General features: G+C 70.2%; 16 protein-coding genes. 11 read left to right on the forward strand and 5 right to left on the reverse strand.

Going from position 1 to position 20,850, the window contains the following annotated elements:
• Positions 1-50: 50 nt before the first annotated feature.
• From cbiE to ACFOSH_RS25525, 5 genes are read left to right on the forward strand one after another with little or no spacing between them, the layout of a single operon-like run.
• On the forward strand, positions 51-1,187 hold the full coding sequence (gene cbiE / locus ACFOSH_RS25505) for a precorrin-6y C5,15-methyltransferase (decarboxylating) subunit CbiE (RefSeq protein ID WP_378241581.1): 1,137 nt from the start codon (positions 51-53) through the stop codon (positions 1,185-1,187).
• Entirely contained in the window at positions 1,184-1,945 is a 762-nt protein-coding gene (gene cobM / locus ACFOSH_RS25510) for a precorrin-4 C(11)-methyltransferase (RefSeq protein WP_378241582.1), read from the forward strand. The genes cbiE and cobM overlap by 4 nt, the downstream gene beginning before the upstream one ends.
• Entirely contained in the window at positions 1,942-2,937 is a 996-nt protein-coding gene (locus ACFOSH_RS25515; RefSeq protein WP_378241583.1) for a Gfo/Idh/MocA family protein, read from the forward strand. The genes cobM and ACFOSH_RS25515 overlap by 4 nt, the downstream gene beginning before the upstream one ends.
• Positions 2,934-3,677: a cobalt-precorrin-6A reductase gene (locus ACFOSH_RS25520; RefSeq protein ID WP_378241584.1), complete on the forward strand. Its 744-nt coding sequence runs from the start codon at positions 2,934-2,936 to the stop codon at positions 3,675-3,677. Before ACFOSH_RS25515 ends, ACFOSH_RS25520 begins: the two co-directional genes overlap by 4 nt.
• A 33-nt stretch (positions 3,678-3,710) precedes the next feature.
• Positions 3,711-6,830 carry an arabinosyltransferase domain-containing protein gene (locus tag ACFOSH_RS25525; RefSeq protein ID WP_378241585.1) on the forward strand — a complete coding sequence of 1,040 codons (3,120 nt, stop codon included), beginning with the start codon at positions 3,711-3,713 and terminating at the stop codon, positions 6,828-6,830.
• Between the two features lie 20 nt (positions 6,831-6,850).
• Here ACFOSH_RS25525 and helR read toward each other — a convergent pair whose 3' ends face one another.
• Complete coding sequence (helR, locus tag ACFOSH_RS25530; protein ID WP_378241586.1) at positions 6,851-9,034, reverse strand: RNA polymerase recycling motor ATPase HelR; 2,184 nt, start codon at positions 9,032-9,034, stop codon at positions 6,851-6,853.
• Positions 9,035-9,151: 117 nt separating this feature from the next.
• A complete protein-coding gene (locus tag ACFOSH_RS25535) occupies positions 9,152-12,823 on the reverse strand; it encodes a WD40 repeat domain-containing protein (protein WP_378241587.1) in 3,672 nt (1,223 codons plus the stop codon).
• A gap of 95 nt (positions 12,824-12,918) precedes the next feature.
• Here ACFOSH_RS25535 and ACFOSH_RS25540 point away from each other — a divergent pair, with 95 nt between their 5' ends.
• Positions 12,919-13,548 carry a LuxR C-terminal-related transcriptional regulator gene (locus tag ACFOSH_RS25540; protein WP_378241588.1) on the forward strand — a complete coding sequence of 210 codons (630 nt, stop codon included), beginning with the start codon at positions 12,919-12,921 and terminating at the stop codon, positions 13,546-13,548.
• Here the strand turns inward: ACFOSH_RS25540 and ACFOSH_RS25545 are convergent.
• From ACFOSH_RS25545 to ACFOSH_RS25555, 3 genes are read right to left on the reverse strand one after another with little or no spacing between them, the layout of a single operon-like run.
• Positions 13,539-15,044 carry a precorrin-2 C(20)-methyltransferase gene (locus tag ACFOSH_RS25545; RefSeq protein WP_378241589.1) on the reverse strand — a complete coding sequence of 502 codons (1,506 nt, stop codon included), beginning with the start codon at positions 15,042-15,044 and terminating at the stop codon, positions 13,539-13,541. The genes ACFOSH_RS25540 and ACFOSH_RS25545 overlap by 10 nt on opposite strands.
• Positions 15,041-15,664 carry a precorrin-8X methylmutase gene (locus ACFOSH_RS25550; protein WP_378241590.1) on the reverse strand — a complete coding sequence of 208 codons (624 nt, stop codon included), beginning with the start codon at positions 15,662-15,664 and terminating at the stop codon, positions 15,041-15,043. Before ACFOSH_RS25550 ends, ACFOSH_RS25545 begins: the two co-directional genes overlap by 4 nt.
• Positions 15,661-16,758 carry a precorrin-3B synthase gene (locus tag ACFOSH_RS25555; RefSeq protein ID WP_378241591.1) on the reverse strand — a complete coding sequence of 366 codons (1,098 nt, stop codon included), beginning with the start codon at positions 16,756-16,758 and terminating at the stop codon, positions 15,661-15,663. The genes ACFOSH_RS25550 and ACFOSH_RS25555 overlap by 4 nt, the downstream gene beginning before the upstream one ends.
• A gap of 98 nt (positions 16,759-16,856) precedes the next feature.
• On the opposite strand from ACFOSH_RS25555, the gene ACFOSH_RS25560 reads away from it, so the two are divergent.
• From ACFOSH_RS25560 to ACFOSH_RS25580, 5 genes are all read left to right on the forward strand, one after another.
• Positions 16,857-17,762 carry an ABC transporter ATP-binding protein gene (locus tag ACFOSH_RS25560; RefSeq protein ID WP_378241592.1) on the forward strand — a complete coding sequence of 302 codons (906 nt, stop codon included), beginning with the start codon at positions 16,857-16,859 and terminating at the stop codon, positions 17,760-17,762.
• Positions 17,762-18,613, forward strand: a complete 852-nt coding sequence (locus ACFOSH_RS25565; RefSeq protein ID WP_378241596.1) for an ABC transporter permease — start codon at positions 17,762-17,764, stop codon at positions 18,611-18,613. Before ACFOSH_RS25560 ends, ACFOSH_RS25565 begins: the two co-directional genes overlap by 1 nt.
• 3 nt (positions 18,614-18,616) lie before the next feature.
• Positions 18,617-18,862: a helix-turn-helix transcriptional regulator gene (locus ACFOSH_RS25570; RefSeq protein ID WP_005162705.1), complete on the forward strand. Its 246-nt coding sequence runs from the start codon at positions 18,617-18,619 to the stop codon at positions 18,860-18,862.
• Positions 18,859-19,530 (forward strand): Clp protease N-terminal domain-containing protein, encoded by a 672-nt coding sequence (locus ACFOSH_RS25575; RefSeq protein ID WP_378241593.1) that lies wholly within the window; start codon positions 18,859-18,861, stop codon positions 19,528-19,530. Before ACFOSH_RS25570 ends, ACFOSH_RS25575 begins: the two co-directional genes overlap by 4 nt.
• A 169-nt stretch (positions 19,531-19,699) precedes the next feature.
• Positions 19,700-20,850, forward strand: a 1,151-nt coding sequence (locus ACFOSH_RS25580) for a DUF222 domain-containing protein (RefSeq protein ID WP_378241594.1), incomplete at its 3' end; no start/stop codon positions are given.

The raw sequence follows: 20,850 nt of genomic DNA on the forward strand, positions 1-20,850 counted from the left end.
CATCCTCGACGATCCGGTGCGATCATCGCACAGGAAATCCGTCGTCTAGCGTGACGAACGTGCGCGAAAAATCACCCCTGACCGTGGTCGGGATCGGGGCCGACGGCTGGCCCGGCCTGTCAGCGCAGGCCAGGGAAGCGGTGCTGCGCGCGGACGTCGTCGTCGGTGCTCCGCGCCAGCTCGCGTATCTGCCCGCCGGGGTGAAAACCGAGCCGTGGCCCAGCCCGCTCCTTCCCTCTTTGGACGACTTCCTCGCGGGCCGAAGCGGCGTCTGTGTCCTGGCCAGCGGTGATCCGCTCCTGTCCGGCATCGGAACGACGCTGATCCAGCGCGGCTACGAGGTCGAGATCCTGCCCGCGCTCTCCTCGGTGACGCTCGCCCGCGCGAGGCTCGGCTGGTCGGCGGAGGAGACCGAGGTGGTCACGGTCGTCGGCCGCGCGATCGGCCGGGTGAGCCGGGCCCTGGCGCCCGGCCGGAAGATCTTCGTCCTCGGAGCGAACGCCGAAGACCTGCTTGACCTGCTCAAAGCCCGCCGGTACGAGAAGAGCCGCGTCACCGCGCTGTCCGACCTCGGCGGTCCCGAGGAGCGGATCGGTCCCGGCTCGCTGACCGTGTTCGCCGTCGAGGCCGACGGCCCCGCGCTGCCACTGACCGGTCTGCCGGACGACGTCTTCGAGCACGACGGCCAGCTCACCAAACGCGACCTGCGCGCGTCCGCGCTGGCCAGGCTCGCGCCGTCGCCCGGCGAACTGCTGTGGGACGTCGGGGCGGGCGCGGGCAGCGTCGGGATCGAGTGGTCGCGGGTGCATCCGCTGAACCGGGCGATCGCGGTCGAACGCTCGGCCGAACGAGCCGCCCGGATCACCCGGAACGCGCACGCGCTCGGCGTCCCCGAACTCGACGTGGTGATCGGCGCCGCGCCGGACGCGCTCGAAGGACTGCCCAGGCCACACGCGATCTTCATCGGCGGCGGGCTGACCGTGCCCGGTGTCCTGGACGCCTGCCTGGCGACCGGCGCGCGGATCGTCGCGCACGGCGTGACCCTCGAATCCGAACAGGCCCTGGCCCGCGCGTACACCGAACACGGCGGGGAGCTGATCCGCGTCGGCGTCGAGCAGGCCGCGCAGCTGGGCGGATTCACCGGCTGGACCCCGGCGCGAGCCGTAACCCAATGGAGCAAAGCGTGACCGTGCACTTCGTCGGAGCGGGGCCCGGTGCCGCCGACCTCATCACCGTGCGAGGCCGTGACCTGCTGGGCCGCTGCGGAACCTGCCTTTACCCCGGCAGCATGACGCCGACAGCGCTCCTGGAGTACTGCCCTCCGGAGGCAGTACTCATCGACACCGCGAACCTCGACCTGCCCGCGATCGTCGAGCGCATGGTCGAGGCCCATAGGAACGGCCACGAGATCGCAAGGCTGTGCTCGGGCGATCCGTCGATCTACAGCGCTGTCGCCGAGCAGATGCGCCGCCTCGACGCGGCCGGCGTCCCCTACGACGTCACCCCCGGCGTCCCCGCGTTCGCCGCCGCGGCCGCGCTGCTCAACCGCGAGCTGACCGTGCCCGAGGTCGGCCAGAGCCTGGTCATCACGCGCGCCCAGGCGCGGTCCACGGCCATGCCACCGGGCGAGACGCTGGCGAACTTCGCGCGCACCGGCACCACGCTCGCGCTGCACCTGGCGATCAACCGCATCGAGCAGGTAGTCGACGAACTGCGGCCGTTCTATCGGGAAGACTGCCCGGCGGCGGTCGTCGCGCTGGCGAGCCAGCCTGGTGAACAGGTGCTGCGCGGCACGCTCGGCACCATCGCCGCGCGGTCGCGTGCGGCCGGGATCAGCCGCGCGGCGATGATCTTCGTCGGAGAAGTCCTTGCGGCCGAAGGATTTCCCGATAGCTTCTTGTATTCGGCCACCAGGGATCGCGCCAACCAACCGGAGTCCTTGTGAAGAACCTACGCTGGGGCCTGCTGGCCGCCGGGACCATCGCCGCCGAGTTCGCGGCGGGCGTCGAAGAGAGCAAGCACGGCGTGCTCGAAGCCGTCGCGGCGCGGTCCGGTGACCGGGCGGCCGAGTTCGCGAACCGCTTCGAGATCCCGAAATGCTATGGCTCCTATGAGGATCTGCTCGCCGATCCGGACGTCGACGCGGTCTACATCTCGACGCCGCATCCCCTGCACGGCGAGTGGGCGATCCGCGCGGCCGAGGCGGGAAAGCACATCCTGTGCGAGAAACCGCTGACCGTGTCGGTCAGCGAGGCCGAGAAAGTCATCGAAGCGGCCCGCGTCAACGACGTCTTCCTCATGGAGGCGTTCATGTACCGGCTGCACCCGCAGATCCGGCGACTGGCCGAGCTGATCTCCTGCGGCGCCATCGGCGAGGTCCGCGCGGTGGACGTCGCCTTCAGCTACAACTTCGCCGTCCCCCGGCTCACCGATCCCGCGCTGGGCGGCGGCGGGATCTTCGACGTCGGCTGTTACTGCACCTCGCTCGCGCGGCTGGTCTCGCAGGCCGCGACCGGGCAGGACGTCGTCGAGCCCGACGAGGTGCTCGGGATGGCGAGGCTCGACCAGAACGGTGTCGACGAGTTCGCGTCCGGGCTGCTGCGGCTGCCCGGCGGGATCATCGCGCAGCTGTCCTGCGGGTTTCAGCTGACGCAGGACGACCACATCCGTGTCTACGGCTCGCAAGGACAGCTGTACGTGCCGAAACCGGCGTGGATCCACGAAATGCGCAAGCCGAAGACCTCGCAGATCGTCCTCACCCCGGAAGGCGGCGAGCCCGAGGTGATCGAGGTCGAAGCGACTCAAGGCCTCTTTGCTCGCGAGGCCGACCACGTCGCCACGCATCTCGCCGACCGGCAGGCACCCGAACTCACCTGGGCCGAAACACTCGCCAACCTGCGCACATTGGAACGGTGGCGCGCGGCTGTGACCCGATGACACTGCTGATCCTGGGCGGCACCGGCGAAGCGCGAGAGCTCGCGAAGGAACTGACGGCGCGCGGCGAGCAGGTCGTGTCGTCACTCGCGGGACGCGTCGCGCGGCCGAAACTGCCGGACGGCGAAGTGCGCGTCGGCGGCTTCGGCGGCCCGGAAGGTCTCGCGCGCTGGCTGACCGAGAACGACGTCGAGGCGATGATCGACGCCACACACCCTTTCGCGGAACGCATCGGCGCCAACGCGGCCGAAGCCGCCCGCGCGACGGGCACACCGTTGCTGAGGCTGGCCAGGCCCGGCTGGACCGAACAGCCCGGCGACACCTGGCACTGGGCCGACGACCTCGACCACGCCGCGCGGCTGCTCCCGGCCCTCGGCTACCGCGTCTTCCTCACCAGCGGACGTCAAGGTCTTGCCGCCTTCGCGGGCCTCGATCTCTGGTTCCTGATCCGCTGCGTCGACCCGCCCGAGGCGCCGCTCCCCCGGCGGCGCGAAGTCCTGCTCGACCGCGGGCCGTACACGGTGGAGAAGGAACGCGCGCTCATGGAGCGGAACGACGTCCAGGTGCTCGTCACCAAGGACAGCGGCGGCGCGATGACCGCCGCGAAACTCGCCGCGGCCCGCGCGCTCGGCCTCCCCGTGGTCGTCGTCCGACGGCCGAAGCGCCCCGAAACGGCCAGCGTAACGACAGTTCAGGACGCTATAACCTGGCTCGGCGCCGTGACGAAGGGCAGCCCTGCGTAAGCCGTTCGGACCAGACCCGTTAGCGTTGCGCCGATGCGTTTGATCGCTGTCACGCTGGGGTTGCTCTCCGCCTTGTGCGCGTTGGCTTTCCCCTTCCTGCCGGTGGTGCAGGACACAGCGGAGGTCGTCTGGCCAACGGGCGGCGACACCCGCTCCGTCAACGCGCCCTTGACCGGGTACTGGGCCCAGGACCTGCGCGTCGATCTGCCGTGCACGACCGTCCGCTCACTCGACGCGCGTTCGCAGGGCCAAGCACTCCTGTTCTCCACCGTGCCCGACGGCCGCACCGACCCGCGCGCGGGCAAGGGGGTCGGCCTGCAGCTGCGCATCGACAACGGCGTGCTGCTCGCGTCCAGCCAGGGACAGCAGATCGTGCAGCAGCCGCTGCCTCCTCAGTCAACGTCACAGGATAAATGCGATATCAAACTGTCGGCGGACGCGAACCAGATGACGCTGACCGTCGCCGAGACCGTGGTCTTCCACGCGGAGGGCGACGTCCGGCCGCGGCTGGTCGGGATCTACTCGTCGCTCAACGCGGGCAAGGACCCGATCGACGGCCTGCACGTCTCCGTCGTCCCGGACACCCGCTACCAGACCTCGCCCACGGTGCTGAAGTGGATCATCGGCGTGATCGCGGCGCTGTCGTTCATCGGCTGCCTGATCGCGGTGTGGCGGATGGACTCCGGTTCCGCCCGCCGCGCGCCGCGCTGGGCGCCGGTCGGCTGGTGGCGGCTGACCGCCCGCGACGCGACGGTGATCATCGCGCTCGGTGCGTGGGTCTTCATCGGCCCGGTCACCTCCGACGACGGCTACATCCTCACGATGTCGAGAGTGGCCGAAGAGACCGGCTACCTCACGAACTACCACCGCTGGTTCGGCGTCGCCGAGGCGCCGTTCGGCTGGTTCTACCACGTGTACCAGCTGATGGCGCACGTCAGCACGGTGCCGCCGTGGATCCGGCTCCCGTCGTTCCTGCTCGGCGTGCTGAGCTGGCTGCTGATCAGCCGCGAGGTCATGCCGCGGCTCGGCACCCAGGTGCGGACGAGCCGCGCGGCCGGCTGGGCCGCCGCCGCGGTCTTCCTGGTCTGGTGGATGCCCTTCAACAACGGTGTCCGGCCGGAACCGGTCGCCGCGCTGGGCTCGCTGCTGGCGATCTGCGCCGTGGAGCGCGCGCTCGTGACGCGCCGTCTGCTGCCGCTGGCCCTCGGCCTCACCGCGGCCGGGTTCACCCTGGCCGCGACACCGACCGGGCTGATCGCGGTCGCGCCATTCCTGGTCGCCGCCCGCCCGCTGTTCAAACTGGTCCGCCAGCGCGCCGAGAACGGCTGGCTGCCGGTGCTCGCGCCGGTGCTGGCCGCCGGACTGCTGGTGCTGGTCGTGGTGTTCGCCGACCAGACCTTCGCCACCGTGCAGGAGGCGACCCGGATCCGCACCCAGGTCGGCCCGAACCTGTCGTGGTTCCAGGAACTCGCGCGCTACCAGTTGCTCTTCGAAAGCCTGCCGGACGGCTCCATGCCACGCCGGTTCCCCGTGCTGCTCGTGTTGCTGTGCACCGGGACCTGCCTGGTGGTGCTGCTGCGCCGCGGCCGGATCCCCGGCGCCGCGCTCGGCCCCAGCCGCCGCCTGATCGGCACGGTCGCGCTCTTCTTCCTGCTGCTGGCGCTGACCCCGACCAAATGGACGCATCACTTCGGCGCGTTCGCCGCCGTCGGCGCGGCCATGGCGGCGCTGACCGCGCTGGCGACCAGTTCGACGGTACTGCGCTCGAGACGGAACCGGGCGGCGTTCCTCGCCGGGCTGCTCGTGGTCGGCGCGCTGGCCGCGACCGGCCCCAACTCCTTCTGGTTCGTTTCGAAGCTCGGCGTGCAGTGGACCGGGGTGGCACCGTCGATCGGCGGGCTCCCGCTGTCGACGATCCTGCTGGTCGCGGCCGCGATTTCCGGGATCTACGCGTTCGTGGAGAACGTCCGCGCACACCGGCCTGGACTGTCCGCGGGGCCGCAGGAAGGCCGGGGCCGGTCACTGCGGCTCGGGTCGCTGTCGCTGGTGGTCGTCTGTGGCCTGATGGCCGGGGGCGAGTTCGTCAGCATGGCGTGGGCCATCCACAACCAGGCCGGTTCCTACAGTCTCGGCGCCGCGAACTTCGGGCATCTGTCCGGCAAGAGCTGCAACCTCTCCGACCACGTGATGGTGGAACGCGACGCCGCGACCAGCATCCTGCGGGCCCAGTCCGAACAGCGGACGGTGCCGGTGAAGAAGGAAGAGCCGCCCGCCGGGCAGACCCCGCCTCCGCTGCCCGATCCGGAACAGGACAACGGCCGCGTGCAGACCGGGTTCCACACCCGCGCGATCGACGACAAGGACCCGCTGGCCGAACCTCCGCACGGTTTCAAGCCCGACGAGGTACCGATGTGGAGCAGCTTCCTCGACCCCGAGACGCGGGCCGGGCGGCTGCGCAGCGACTGGTACGCCCTCGCCGAGAAGCCCGCGGACGGCCAGATCGTGGTCGCCACAGCGGGTGCGTCGCGGCGTCCGACGTCGGTCAGCCTCGACTACGGCGTGAACACCGGCGAAGGCGTGAAGGTGGTCCGGAGCCAGTTCGTGCTCCCGCCGGGCGCCGGGACCAACGGCTGGAACGACACCCGGATCAACCTGCGTGACCTTCCCGCCGAGACGACGTCCGTGCGGATCAACATCGTCGACAACGACCTCACCGAGGACGGCTGGATCGCCGCGTCCGCGCCCCGCGTGCCGACGTTCACCACGCTGACCGAGAAGATCGCGGGCAAGCCGGTGTACGTCGACTGGCCGGCGTCGTTCGTCTACCCGTGCGTGGAGCCGGTGACGTCGCACGACGGCATCTCGAAGATGCCCGAGTACCGGATCACCGCGGGCGCCGTCGCCGACGAGGCGAACTGGGCGTCCAGCACCAACGGCGGCCCGATCGGCTGGCTCGAAGAGGTCGCGGCCGAACCCGAGGTGCCCAGCTACCTGATCGGGCAGCCCAGCCAGTCCTGGGGCCAGCTGCTGCAGGTCGAACCGTTCACCGAGGGGATCGCGCCGACGATCATCCACGGCGAGAAGGTCGTGCCCGGCTGGTGGTCGCCGGGTCCCGGTCCGCGGCAGCCGAACGGCAAGGACCCGACCCGCTAGGACGCGTGTCCAGACGGACGTCACGCGTGTTGTCCGCTCAGGCCGGCCAAAGCGGGCGGCAAGGCGTCCTCGTGCAGGACCCCGAGCCGCTGCGTAGCGCGGGTAAGCGCGACGTAGAGCTCTGCCGCGCCGCGCGGGCCGTCGGCGAGGATCCGCGCTGGATCCACCACGAGGACCGCGTCGAACTCGAGCCCCTTCGTCTCCGAGGCGGGCACGGTGCCCGGCACCCCCGGCGGCCCGATCACGACGCTGGTGCCCTCGCGGCCGGCCTCGTCCTTGACGAACTCCTCGATGGCGCCGGCCAGCGAGTCCTCGGTGACCGGCCGCGCCCACGGCCGGACACCGTTCGAACGGACCGACTCCGGCGCCTTGACCTCGGGCGCGAATTCGGCCAGCACCGACGCGGCGACAGCCATGATCTCCGACGGCGTGCGGTAGTTCACCGTCAGCGACCGGTAGACCCAGCGGCCCGGCACGTACGGCTGCAGCATCGCGTCCCAGGATCGCGCCCCGGCCTCGGACCGGCGCTGCGCCAGATCGCCGACGACGGTGAAGGACCGGTTGGGTACTCGCCGCATCAGCACCCGCCAGTCCATTTCGGACAGTTCCTGCGCTTCGTCGACCACGACGTGCCGGTACGTCCAGTCCCGGTCCGCGGAGGCACGCTCGACGAGGCTGCGCGTATCTTGCTCGACGAACCTGTCGGCGAGTTCGTCGGCGAAGAGGAGGTTTTCGGCGGACAGCATGACGTCCTCGTCCATCTCCTCGCGGTCGAGTTTCATCGTGTCCAGCACACCTTCGGCGTACTCGGCCTCGGCCTTCTTCTCCCGCTCGACGGCCCGCTCCGCCGCCTGGTCCGCCCTCTTGTCGCGGCCGAGCAGGTCGACGAGTTCGTCGAGCAGCGGCATGTCCGACACCGTCCAGGCTTCCCCGTCGGCGCGCAGCAACGCCTGGTCGGCACCCGCGGCGCGCAGCCTGTCCGCGGAAGACAACAGCGAACCCAGCAGGCTTTCGGGCGTCAGGATCGGCCAGAGCTCGTCGAGCGCGGTGGTGAACGTCTCGCTCTCCGCCAGTTCCTTGAGCAGGTCCTTCCGCAGCCGTTCCCATTCGTCGCGGTCGTCCCGGCCGAGCCAGCCGCGGCCGATCCGCGCGATCGCCCGTTCGGTCAGCACGTAGGTGACGATTTCGGTGAACGTCACCCGCGCTTCGTTGTGCGGCAGGCCGCTCTTGCGCGCCTCGTCCCTGGCCCATTCCGCGGTCTCGGCGTCGATCCGGACGGTGACGTCGGCCAGGTCGACCAGCACCGGCTCCGAAGGCAGCCGCTGCCGGTCGGCGACGGCGGCTTTGAGGACGTCCAGCATCTTCAGCGACCCCTTGAGCCGCGTCGTCCCCGGGCTGTCCTCGGCGGTGACGTGCTTGCCTGGCACGAAATCGCCGGTGGTCATGAACACCACGTCGGTCTCGCCCAGCGACGGCAGGACCCGGCCGATGTGGTGCAGGAACGCCGGATTCGGCCCGACCACGAGTACGCCGTGCCGCTCCATCCGCTCGCGCTGGGTGTAGAGCAGGTAGGCGACGCGGTGCAACGCCACCACGGTCTTCCCGGTGCCCGGCCCGCCCTCGATCACCAGCACGCCGGGATGCTCGTGCCGGATGATCTCGTCCTGTTCGGACTGGATCGTCGCGACGATGTCGCGCATCCCCTCGCCCCGCGGCGCGTTGACGGCCGCGAGCAGCGCCGCGTCACCCTCCGCGTCGCCGCCGGGGCGGCCGAACACCTCGTCGGTGAACCCGAGCACCTCGCGCCCGTGCGTGTGGAACTGGCGGCGACGGCGCATCTTCTCCGGCGTCGCCGCTGTCGCGGTGTAGAACGGGCGCGCCGCCGGAGCCCGCCAGTCGAGCAGCACCGGTTCGTAGTCGTTCTCCTCTTCGAAGAGACCGATCCGGCCGATGTAGGACGTCTCCCCCGCGTCGCTGTCCAGCCTGCCGAAGCACAGGCCGTTGTCCACGACGTCCAGCCGCCGCGACTCCCTGCCCAGCGCGCGCACCTCGACGTCACGTTCCATGGCCGTGCCGCCGGTTCCCCCGAGCGCGGCCTGGAACTCCCCCTTCACCCGCGCGCGTTCGGCGTCCAGGCGCGTGTAGAGCCCGGCGACGTATTCGCGTTCGGTCCGGAGTTCTTCTTCATGACCCTGAGTTGACACAGACTCCCATTTCGCCAGGTTTCGGCTACGGCGAGTGAGTCTGAAGCATGACCGGGGTCTTGTGGCAAGTCCCCCCATGCGCTATATGTTTATTACGGAGGGAGTTACCCCCGGCTTTCATGAACTGCACGGTGGCGTGTAGTCGAGCCCCGGAAAGTACCTCTCCCACTCTTCCCTGGTGATCCTCGGCGTCGCCAATCTGCAGATCTCCTCGCCCACTCGCGCGGTGTCCGTCTGCCACAGCTGCACGCCGCTGCTCCCGATCGCGAGCGTGTGCCCGTCGTCCCGGTACGCCAGCGAGTTGACCGTCGCGGCGAAGCCGGTGAGCTGCGCCGATTCGACCGGGTGCCGCGGATCGGTCAGGTCCCAGACGCGGACCGTCCGGAACGCCGAAGCCGCCAGTTCCTTGCCTGTCGGGCCGAACGCGAGCGGCCCGACGCCCTCGGGATTGCCGCCCAGTTTCGCCAGCCGCACGGCGTGCGCGCGATCGGCGATGTCCCAGAGGTAGACGTTCCGGTCGCTGCTGCCCGCGGCGACCGTGCGGCCGTCGGGGCTGAGCGCCATCTTGAACAACGTGCCGCCGTCGGGCCGCAGGGTCGACACCAGGCCCGGACGGTGAGGGTCGGCGACGTCCCACAAGGTCACCGCGGACGAGTCGGCGCCTTGACCGGCCACGAGCGTCCGCCCGTCAGGGGTGAACGCGAGCGACCAGACGGTGCCGTCGCCGACAGGCAGGACCCGCGGCTCGGCGAACCTCGTGGGATCGCCGACGTCCCAGAGCTGGATCGGCCCGTCGTCGTGGCCGGAGGCGAAGGTCTTCCCGTCCGGGCTGAACGCGAGCGAATAGGTCGGCCAGACCGTGGTCGACGCCGTCAGTTTCGGCGCCGTCGGATCGCTGATGTCCCAACGCTGGAGCACGAACTTCCCGCCGACACCGGCGCCGTCGTGCGCGGCGAGGGCGAGGCTTCGCCGGTCCGGGCTCAGCGCGACGGCGGTGACGGTGGCCGGGCCGGGGAGTTTCGCGAGCTGTCTCGGCGCGCGAAGGTCGTCCATCGCCCAGAGCCGCACGTCGTCGCCCGAGGTGACGAGGATCCGGCCCTGTTCGGTGAAGGTGCCCACGTTCCAGCCCGCGCTCGAGGCCAGCGCCAGCTCGCCGACGTCCTGCAGCCGGACGGTGCGGTCGGCACTGGTGGACACGATGGTCTTGCCGTCCGGGGAGAACGCCGCCCACCAGATGGCGTTGGTGTGCCCGGACAGCGGCGGCAGTTCCTTCGCCGGCCCTGTGACGTCCCAGAGGCGGACGGACTGGTCGTCGCCCGCGGTCACCACGAGCCTGCCGCTCGGGCTGAACCCGGCCGCCCAGACCACGGCGGGCGTGGTCAACGTCGTGAGCGGGCGCGGCGCCGCCGGATCGGCGACGTCCCAGAGCTTCGCCGTGCGGTCCCAGCTGGTGGTGAGCAGCCGCTTGCCGTCCGGGCTCCACGACGGGGTGAGCTGCAGGTCCTGGTGTCCGGAAAGGACGGACCGCTTCAGCGGCGCGGACGGCGTGGTGACGTCCCAGAGTTCCGCCGTCCAGTTCGTGTTCGTGACCGCGAGCAGTTTGCCGTCCGGGCTGAACACGGCGCGTTCGAGCTGCTCGGCCGGGATCACGCCGAGCGGTTTCGGCGCGCCGAGGTCGCCGACGTCGGTGAGCCGGACGGTGTGGTCCACGGAGCCGGTGACGAGCACGCGGCCGTCAGGACTGAAGTCGAGGGAGAGCAGGACGTCCCGGTGCCCGGTGACGTCCGCCTTCCGGACCGGATGCCGTGGATCGGTCAGGTCCCAGAGCCGGATCCGGTGATCCCGGGTGACGGTCGCCAGCGCCCGGCCGTCCCGGCTGAACGCGAGCGGCCCGCGGACCTCCTCCGAACCGGGCAGCGTCGCCAGCAGCGCCGGCTGCCGCGAATCGGCGATGGACCACACCCGCGTCGACCGGTAGGAGTCGGCGGTGATCATGAGCTGTCCGCTCAGTACGACGGTGACATCGCCGGGGTCGAAGGGCATCCGGGTGGCGAACGGCGCCGCCATGGAGGCGAGCAGGCCGTCGTGGGTCTCCTGGATCGGCGCGAGCCGGTACGCGGCGAGGCTGAGCTGCGTCGACAGCGCCGGATTCGACTCCCGCAACGCCTTCGCGTCGACGACGGCCTTGCGCGCGAGCGCGACGTTCCGCTCGTCGGTCGCGGTGTTCCTGGCATCGACGGCGTACACGCCGGCCGCCACCGCCAGCACCAGCAACACGTGCAGGAGCGCGACGAGTCTTCGCAGCCTCCTGGTCCGTTTGCGGCCGGCGGCGGTCTCCTCGGCTTCGGCGTCGAGCCCGGCCCGCAGGAACTTCCGCTCACGCGTGCTCAGCGCCTCCGGCTCCCTGGCCGCCCATTCGGCCGCGAGACCCAGCCGGGTGCCACGATAGAGGCTGCCCTTGTCGCGATCCAGCGACTCCCACAGCTCGGTCGCCTCGGCCAGCTGACGATGCAGGCGGTGCCCTTCGCGGTCCTCCGCGAGCCAGTCGCGCAACCGGGGCCAGCTGCGGATCAGGGCCTCGTGGGCGATCTCGACGCCGTCGCGGTCGAGGACGAGCAGCCGCGCGTCGGCGAGGCGTTCGAGGACCTCCGTGGTCGCCGGATCGTCGTCGAGTTCGCGCCGGTTGAGGCGGCGCTTCGTGTCTTCGGTGCCTTCGCCGAGCGCGGTCAGCCGAAGGAAGATCTGCCGGACGACGCTCTGTCTGTCCGGCTCCAGATCCGTATAGACGGCTTCCGCGGTCTGCGCGATCGCGTTCAGGATCCCGCCCGCCGCCTCGTAAGCGGCGCTCGTCAGCGTGATCCCCTGGCGCCTCCGCCAGGTCTCCAGCAGCGCGTGCGAGACGAGCGGGAGCATCGCGGGCTGGCCGGTGGCGTCGGCGACGAGCGTCGTGACCAGCGCGGCCTCGACCCGGCAGCCCGCGCGGACGGCGGGTTCGACGATCGCGGTCCGGAGTTCGTCGGCGGTCATCGGGCCGACCATCACCTGCGCGTCGGTGAGCGCCTCGACCAGCCCGGCGTGACGGCAGAGGTGACCGTAGAAGTCCGCGCGGACGCCGAGGACGACCCGGGTCCCGTGCTCGTCGCGGGCCAGCGCGAGCAGCGTGTCGACGAACTTCTCCTGTTCGGCCTGGTCCCGGCAGAGGGTGTAGACCTCCTCGAACTGGTCGACGATCAGCAGCCGTCCGTCGGCGTCGAGATCCTCGTCGACGGGATGCGCCCCGGGCGTGCGAAGGACGACAGGGCATTCGCTCGCCGCGGCCAGCCCGGCTCGCAGGACGGACGACTTCCCCGAGCCCGAAGCGCCGAAGACGCCGACGAGCCGTCGCTGGCAGAGCTTGCCGGTCAGCTCGGCGACCAGGCGCTCGCGGCCGAAGAACCGGGCGGCGTCGGCCGTCTGGAACGCGGCCAGTCCCAGATACGGGAGTTCAGCGGCCTCACTGTCGTCACGTTCGCCCGAAGCCGCGGCGAGCCCCGCGGCGACCGCGCGCCAGCGTTCCTCCCAGGCCTGGACGTCTCCGCCGCACGCGGTGACGTACGCGACCGTCACCGCGAGCCCCGGCAGTTTCCGGCCGCCCGCCGCCTCGGACAGCGCGGCCGCCGAGTACCCCGCGCGGGTCGAAAGTTCGCGGTACGTCGGCCCGCCGGCCGTTTCCCGGAGCAGGCGAAGATCCGCCGCGAACCTCACGACGACGTCGTCGCCCGGTCCCAGCGGGCGCTCGCGTCTCGGCACCAGGCCCCCCCTGATCGTCGAAGCGTTATCGAATGGACATTGTTCACCGAAAACGGCCGGACACTGTACAAAAGTTCTGCGCTACAACCGATGGCGTGCCGATTCGAACCCCAGTGGTGAGCGTGGTCTTCGCCGGTGTCCCCGAGCCGCCCGTGTCCCCGGAGCTGGAGGTGGTCGCTCATACCCCCGACGAACGCGAAGCGGTCTGGTACGCCACCACGCTGCGCCCGGACGTCCTGGTCCTGTCCGTTCACCCGCCCGCGCTCGACGGGCTCGCCATCACGCGCGAAGTGTCTTCCCGCTTACCGGGAACCGCGGTGCTCGTGCTGACCCCGCCCGGCGACGGCGAACTCGTGGTCGCCTCGATGCTCGCGGGCGCCCGCGGCGTGCTGTCCCGGACCGCCGGCCGCGACGACCTGGTCCGGTTCATCCGCGGGGTGGCGGCGGGCGCGGTCGTCTTCGGCGAGCGCGCCGCGGACCGGCTTTACGGCCTGCTGGCCGCTTCCCAGCCGATCCGGGTGTTCCCCCGGCTGACCTCACGCGAGCACGAGGTGCTCGACCTCCTGGCGGGCGGGCTGGTGATCGCGCAGGTGGCTCGACAGCTGGGACTCGCGCCCAAGACCGTGCGCAACGTCGTGTCGTCGATCCACGCCAAGGTCGGCACGGACGACCGCGAAGTGCTGCTCGGCCAGGCTCGCAACGCCGGGCTCGGCCGTCACTCGTAGGTGCGCGGTGTCCAGACCACTCCGTTCTCGGCGCGGGTCTTCGACGAACCCACGATCAGCAGGCAGCGCATGTCCACTTCCGACGGCTCCAGCGTGCCGAGGGTGACCACGCGGATGTCCTCCTCCGGCCCGCCGACGTCACGGGCGACGACCACCGGTGTCTCCGGCGCGCGGTGCCGCAGCAGGACTTCGCGGGCCTGCGCGAGCTGCGTGGTCCGCGTGCGGGACGCCGGGTTGTACAGCGCGAGCACGAGATCCGCCGCGCCCGCCGCGTCGAGCCGTCGTTCGATGATCTCCCACGGCTTGAGCCGGTCGGACAGCGAAAGCACGCAGTAGTCGTGGCCCAGCGGCGCGCCGACCCGGGACGCGGCCGCCTGCGCGGCGGTCACCCCCGGCACGATCCGCACCCGCGTACCCGTGCCGTGCCCGCCGGCGACCTGTTCCAGCACCGCCGACGCCATCGCGAACACGCCGGGATCACCCGAGGACACCACCGCGACCTTGGCGCCGTTCGCGGCCAGTTCCAGCGCTTCGACAGCGCGTTCGGCCTCGACGCGGTTGCCCGACGCGTGCCGTTGCTGGCCCGCGCGCTGCGGAACCCGCGCGACGTACGGGCCGTAGCCGACGATGTGCTCCGCCGCGGCCAGTTCCTCGGTCGCTTCGGGCGTCAGCCAGCCAGGGCCCGCCGGGCCGAGGCCGACGACCACGACTTCGCCGCCGGTGCGCTTTTCCGGCTTCTGGGCGGCTTCGGGTTCGTCGGCGAGCCTGGACGCGTACGCCGGGCTGGGCAGCAACGCCAGCGAGAAGTACGGCACCGAGTCCGGGTCGACGTCGGCCAACGGCTCGACGCGCTGTGCCTGCCAGGTCGCGCGTTCGATGTAGAAGGCGTCGTCCAGCTTCCCGGCCTCGGCCAGCGCCTCGCGGACGTTGCCGAACGTGCGGCCGAGTTTGAGCACCGCCGCGGCCTGCGTGTCGGCCAGGCGTCGCGCGAGCTCCGGCGCGGGCAGGGTGCCCGGCAGGATGGTGAGGACCTCGTCGCGCTGCACCAGCGGCCGCCCGAGCACCGACGACGCGGCGCTGACCGACGTCACGCCGGGCACCACGGTCGCCTCGTAGCGGTCGGCGAGCCGTTCGTGCATGTACATGTAGGAGCCGTAGAAGAACGGGTCGCCTTCGCAGAGCACGACCACGTCGCGTCCGGCGTCGAGGTGCTCGGCGAGGCGCTTCGCGCTCAGCTCGTAGAAATCGGCGATGGCGCCTTCGTAGCCGCCGGGGTGGTCGGTGGTCTCGGTCGTGACCGGGTAGACCAGCTTCTCTTCGAGCTGCCCCTCCCGCAGGTACGGCTCGGCGACCGACCGCGCGATGCTCCGGCCGTGCCGCGCGCTGTGATAGGCGACGACGCCGGCCTCGCCGATCAGCCGCGCGGCCTTGACCGTCATCAGTTCGGGGTCACCGGGCCCGAGCCCGACACCCCAGAGTTTCCCGGGCCCGCTCATTCGACCTCACTCGCCATCGCGTTGATCGCGGCGACGGCCATCGCGCTGCCGCCACGGCGTCCGTGCACCACCAGATACGGCGCGGGTGCCTGTTCGACGAGCTCCACTTTGGACTCGGCGGCGCCGACGAAACCCACCGGGACACCGATGATCGCCGCCGGGGCGCCGACGCCCTCGTCGAGCAGTTCCAGCAGGCGGAACAACGCGGTGGGCGCGTTGCCGATCGCCACCACGGAACCGGGCAGCTTGTCGCGCCACAGCTCCAGCGCGGCCGCGGAACGGGTGGTGCCCATCCGCTCGGCCAGCCCCGGCACCTTCGGATCGGACAGCGTGCAGAGCACCTCGTTGGCCGAAGGCAAACGTTTGCGGGTCACGCCGGAGGCGATCATGTTGGCGTCGCAGAGGATCGGGGCGCCCGCTTCGAGCGCCGCGCGACCGGACTCCACGACGTCCAGGCTGTAGCGGAGGTCGTCGACCAGGTCGACCATCCCGCAGGCGTGGATCATCCGCACGGCCAGCACCGCGACGTCGTCGGGGAGGATCGCGAGATCCGCCTCCTCGCGGATGGTGGCGAACGAATGCCGGTAGATCTCGGCCCCGTCCCGGATGTAGTCGATCACTGTGTCCCTTTCTGCGCCAACGTCGCCAACGTCGCCAACGTCTCTGTCAGCTCGCCGACCGGGACGAACGCCCCATCGACCAGATAACCGTCCCCGGTCGCGAGCACGTCGACGTGCTCGTGCGCGGGTTTGCCGCATCGCCGTTCACAACCGGCGAAGTGGACTCTCGGGGCCAGGCCGGCCCGCGCCGCGTCGGCCCGGACGTCGGCGAGCGACTTCGCGCAGCCCGGCCGTCCGATGCAGGCGCTGATCCCGAGCGACGGCGCGGCCGGATCGGCGACCAGCCCCGTACCCGCCTCCAGAGGGCCCCGAACCAGGATCGACCGCCACGGGGTGACCACGGCGTCCCCGGCTTTCGCGATCGCTCGCGCCTGGGCCGAGGTCAGGCGACCGAAGACCGGCGCGACGACGATCGCTTCGCCGATCGGCCCGATGGGCAGGCCGGGATTCACCTGGAATCTCCGCGGCTCTCTTGTTTCGCCTGGTATGCCCTTGAGCAGCGATTCCGTGTCGGGCAGTTCGCTGACGCGCCAGGCCGTTCCCCTGACCCGGAGGAACGCGCGCGCGACCGAGATCAGCGCGTCGACGGCGTGCTCCGCGCTGACGCGCAGGCCGGTGTCGCCGCCGGCGAGCAGCACCGCGCCGTCACGCCAGCAGACGTCGGCGCCTTCTCCCGCGACGTCGCCTTGGCCGCCGTCGAGAGCGAAGAGGAAGCGGCCAGGAAGTTCGGCCAGCTCGGGGACGGCGCACAGGGCCGCGTCGAGCGCGGGGGCGAGTTTCTGGGCGACGTCGCTCAGCGGCGAAGCGAGAATGTTGCGGACACGTTCGTGCGACGGCGAAGGCAGGAGTCCCGCCGCGGAAAGCCTGGTCGCGAGGCCGGGACGGGTGACGCCGCGAAGCTGGACGTTCCCGCGCGAAGTGAGGTGGAGGGCGCCGTCGCCGAGGTCGTCGGCGGCGTCCGCGAGAGCCCTGAACCGGTCCGCGGCGATGGCGCCGCCGGGCAGCCGGACCCGGGCGAGCGGACCGTCGGCGGCGTCGTGGGTGGCGAAAACACCGGGGCACGCGTCGGCTCGGACACGTGCGCTCGTGGACATGCGCTCACTGTAGATGGCCCGTTTCGAAGGGAGTAATCGTCGGATCGAATGTAGTAGGTGTGCTACATTAGATCGCAGCACTGAGATGGGGGTGGCTCATGAGAGATCCACACGAAGTGATGATCTCTGTCCAAGATCTCCGGATGCGGTACGGGACGAACGACGTCCTCCACGGCGTGGACTTCACCGCGCACCGGGGCGAGGTGATCTGCCTGCTGGGGCCGAACGGGGCGGGCAAGACCACGACGATCGAGATCCTCGAAGGCTTCCGAATGCGGTCGGAGGGCGAGGTCAGCGTGCTGGGCATCGACCCGGCGCACGCGGACGAGGACTGGAGGGCGAGGCTGGGCGTCGTCCTCCAGTCCTGGCGCGACCACGCGAAATGGCGGGTGCGGGAACTGCTGGAGCACCTGGGCGGCTACTACGCGCCGTATTCGACGGACCGCATCAGGCGGCCGTGGGATCCGGACGAGCTGATCGCCGCGGTCGGGCTGACCGCGCACGCGGACAAGCGGGTCCGGATGCTGTCGGGCGGGCAGCGGCGCCGTCTCGACGTCGCGATCGGCATCGTCGGCCGACCGGAACTGCTGTTCCTCGACGAGCCGACCGCCGGGCTGGACCCGGAGGCGCGGCGCGAGTTCCACGAACTCGTGCACCGGCTGACCGATGACGACGACACGACGATCCTGCTCACCACGCACGACCTGGACGAGGCCGAGAAGCTGGCCGACCGGATCCTGATCCTGAACCACGGCCGGATCGTGGCCGACGGTTCGGCCGACGCGCTGAGCAGGCAGATCGCCGGCGAGGCCGAGGTGCGCTGGACGCTGGACGGTCAGCGGTTCGTGCACTCGACGACCGAATCGACGAAGTACGTGCACGAACTGTTCAAGCAGCACGGGGACGCCATCGGCGACCTGGAGGTCCGGCGGGCGTCGCTCGAGGACACGTACATGACCCTGGTGCGCCAGGCGGAATCCCCGCTTGTGGAGGTGAGTGCGTGATGAACCCGATTCGGCACAGTGTCCGGCTGGGCGTTCAACGCGGCTGGCTCGAAGCCCGCCAGATGATGACCAACCGCGAAGACCTGTTCAACACCTTCCTCTTCCCGGCGATCTTCGTCGTCGTCATGTTCTTCATGCGCGACGCGAAATTGCCGGGCATGGAGTTCTCACTCGGCGCCGCCACCGTGCCGAGCGTGCTGGGCGCGTCGATCGTGTTCAGCGGCATGCTCGGCATGGCGGGCGTCCTCGCCGTCGAACGCGAGGACGGCACCCTCCTGCGCGCGAAGGCGACCCCGAACGGCATGGTCGGCTACCTCGTCGGCAAGGTCGTCACAGTGTCCCTCAACACGGTCATCGGGATGCTGCTGGTGCTGATCCCGAGCCTCATCCTGTTCGACGGCATCGCTCCGGGCGGGCTGACGTCCTGGCTGGGCCTGCTGTGGGTGCTGGTGCTCGGCCTGCTCGCCACCATGCCGCTCGGCGCGATCTTCGGCTCGCTGACCACGAACGCGCGCAGCATCGGGCTGATCATGCTGCCGACGCTGGGCATCGGCGCGATCTCCGGGATCTTCTACCCGATCACCGCGCTGCCGGAGTGGCTGCAAGGCGTCGGGCAGGTGTTCCCGATGTACTGGCTCGGCCTCGGCATGCGGTCGGCGCTGCTGCCGGACTCGACGGTGCTGATCGAGATCGGGCAGTCCTGGCGGCCTTGGGAGACCCTCGGCGTGCTGACCGCCTGGGCCGTGATCGGATTGGTCCTGGCCCCGGTGGTCCTGCGGCGCATGGCGCGCCGCGAGTCCGGGTCCTCGGTGGCGGCACGACGGGAAAAGGCGATGCAGCGAATTGGCTAGTTCATGAGCGAGGTCGTTTACAACCGGATCGCGATGCTGCGGGCGGAACGGGGCATCTCCCGCCGCGAGCTCGCCGATGCGCTGGGCGTGCACTACCAGACCATCGGCTACCTCGAACGCGGCGAGTACAGCCCGAGCCTCTACCTGGCGCTGCGGATCGCGGAGTTCTTCGAAGTGGCGGTGGAGATCATCTTCTCCACCGCCCCTTTCCCGCGGATCGGTGATTCCTCGTCGGAGCGGTCGGCGTGAGCCTGCTGGCGCGGGCGCACGCTCACGCTGTCCGGCTGGGACGCGATCGGATCGGCGGGGAGGAGCTTCTGCTCGCCGTTTTGGAGGATGGCGTCGGGTACGTGCTTCCCGGCGTCTTGGGGATTTCTCGCGATGTCCTCGTCTGGCAGCTGGAGAAAGCACCTGCTTCCGACGTCGCCGCAGGCACCGAGTCGGGGTTCGCGGTCACCGCCGAAGTCCGCGAGGTGCTGCGGCATGACGGGTTCACCGAGATGATCGCCGCGTTGCTGTCGTCCGGAGGCGGACCGGCTCGCATCCTGGCCGAACACGGCGTGACGGAGGAGCTGACACGGGAAGCTCTTGCCCGGATCTGGGCTCCTCTGCTCGATGAGAACGCCGCCTGGGGCGGGCCCGATCTCACTACCCCCGTCCGCGGCCCCGCCGATCCACCGCACGAGATCGACCTGCTCAGCGCGCAGATCGCCGAGCACCGGCGACGCAAGGAAGCGGCCGTCGACGCGCAGGAATACACCCAAGCGGCGATCGTGCGCGATGCGGAGAAAGAGGTCCTCCGCCTGCGATCCGGACTCATCCGGGACTGGGCCGCGACCGTCGACCCGGTGGATCTCGCCGAGGCGGTCGTTTCGCTTCGGGAAGAGATTGCCGCACTTCGACGTTCTCGCAATTAGTCGCCTAATTGCGCCCCTCGGTTGCGCCTGATCGCCGGATTGGTCACTAGCGCCGTTCACATCGAGACGCAGCACTCTGCCGATTTCACTCTTCAACATTAGATTAGCCGATTCATTGTCACTTAAAATTACGAACACATGTTCGACTGCGGTGGCGTATTATGGAGGGGTGTCCGAGACTGTTCTTCCCGAGTTGCCGCAGGAGCTGTGGCGCGCCGGCAAGCTGGAGCTTGCCCATGGCGTGCGGCAGTTCCTGCAGGTGATGCGGGCCGCGTCCGCCGGGCTGGGGCAGTACTTGGCGGAGGTGGAGTCCCGGGGCGCGAAAGACTTGTATGGCTATGGGTCGACGGCGGCGTGGTTCGCCGATGTGGCGGGATTGTCGCGACGTGAGGCGGGCCCGATCGTGAAGCGGGCGATCGCGGTGAACCCGACCCGCGCGTTGGACGGCACCGAGGTTCCGGCTGTCGCTCCCGCCACAGGTGCCGCGGCTGCTGATGGCGCGATCGGTGAGCACCGGATCGAGCAGATCCTGGAGATCCTGGGGCGGATCCCGGCCGACACCTCAGCAGAGGATCGCGAGACCGCGGAAAAGATCCTGGCCGACCTGGCCCGGGACGCAGGGCCACGGCAACTGGCGAAAGCCGAGGAGGACATCCTCGGCTGGCTCGACCCGGACGGGAACGAGCCGAAGGAGCCCGAGCCGAAGCAGCCTCGCCGCGAAGTCACCCTGGAGCGTCGCAAGGACGGGTTCTGGAAACTGAACGGCCTCCTCGACGACGAGACAGGCGCCCGTACGGCGGCCGCGCTGGAGGCCTACGCGACACCCCGCCCCGTCGACGAGTTCGGGCAGGCGGATCCGCGATCCAAAGCCGAGCGTCAGGGTGATGCCTGGGCCGAGCTGCTCGATCTGGCGATCGCCTGCCCGGACCAGCCCGGCACCAGCGGCTACCGGACCCTCGTGCACGTCACCATCGGCCTGGAAGAGCTCAAGACCGGGATCGGGAAAGCCTGCCTCGACTTCATCGGGACCATGACCGCCCGCGAGGCACGGATGACCGCCTGCGACTGCCTCATGCTTCCCGTGGTGATGAACGCGGCCGGTGAGCCGCTGGACGTGGGACGACTGAGACGATTTGTCACCCCCGGCCAGCGGCGAGCGTTGAATATTCGGGATCGGGGTTGTGCGCTCCCGGGGTGTCATCGACGACCCAAGAATTGTCACGTCCACCATATTCATCACGTGCGCCATGATGCGCGTGTTTATCCGATCGGAGGTGAAAGACCTCCGATATTGAGCCGACACAGCGGTTTGGTGAAGCT

The organism is Amycolatopsis speibonae (genome assembly GCF_042647925.1).
Taxonomy (GTDB): Bacteria; Actinomycetota; Actinomycetes; order Mycobacteriales; family Pseudonocardiaceae; genus Amycolatopsis; species Amycolatopsis speibonae.

Coding starts and splice junctions, on each gene's coding strand:
- ACFOSH_RS25520 (WP_378241584.1), top strand. CDS start 2,934: ATGACACTGCTGATCCTGGGCGGCACCGGCGAAGCGCGAGAGCTCGCG.
- ACFOSH_RS25525 (WP_378241585.1), top strand. CDS start 3,711: ATGCGTTTGATCGCTGTCACGCTGGGGTTGCTCTCCGCCTTGTGCGCG.
- ACFOSH_RS25545 (WP_378241589.1), bottom strand. CDS start 15,044: ATGAGCGGGCCCGGGAAACTCTGGGGTGTCGGGCTCGGGCCCGGTGAC.
- ACFOSH_RS25555 (WP_378241591.1), bottom strand. CDS start 16,758: ATGTCCACGAGCGCACGTGTCCGAGCCGACGCGTGCCCCGGTGTTTTC.
- ACFOSH_RS25560 (WP_378241592.1), top strand. CDS start 16,857: ATGAGAGATCCACACGAAGTGATGATCTCTGTCCAAGATCTCCGGATG.
- ACFOSH_RS25565 (WP_378241596.1), top strand. CDS start 17,762: ATGAACCCGATTCGGCACAGTGTCCGGCTGGGCGTTCAACGCGGCTGG.
- ACFOSH_RS25570 (WP_005162705.1), top strand. CDS start 18,617: ATGAGCGAGGTCGTTTACAACCGGATCGCGATGCTGCGGGCGGAACGG.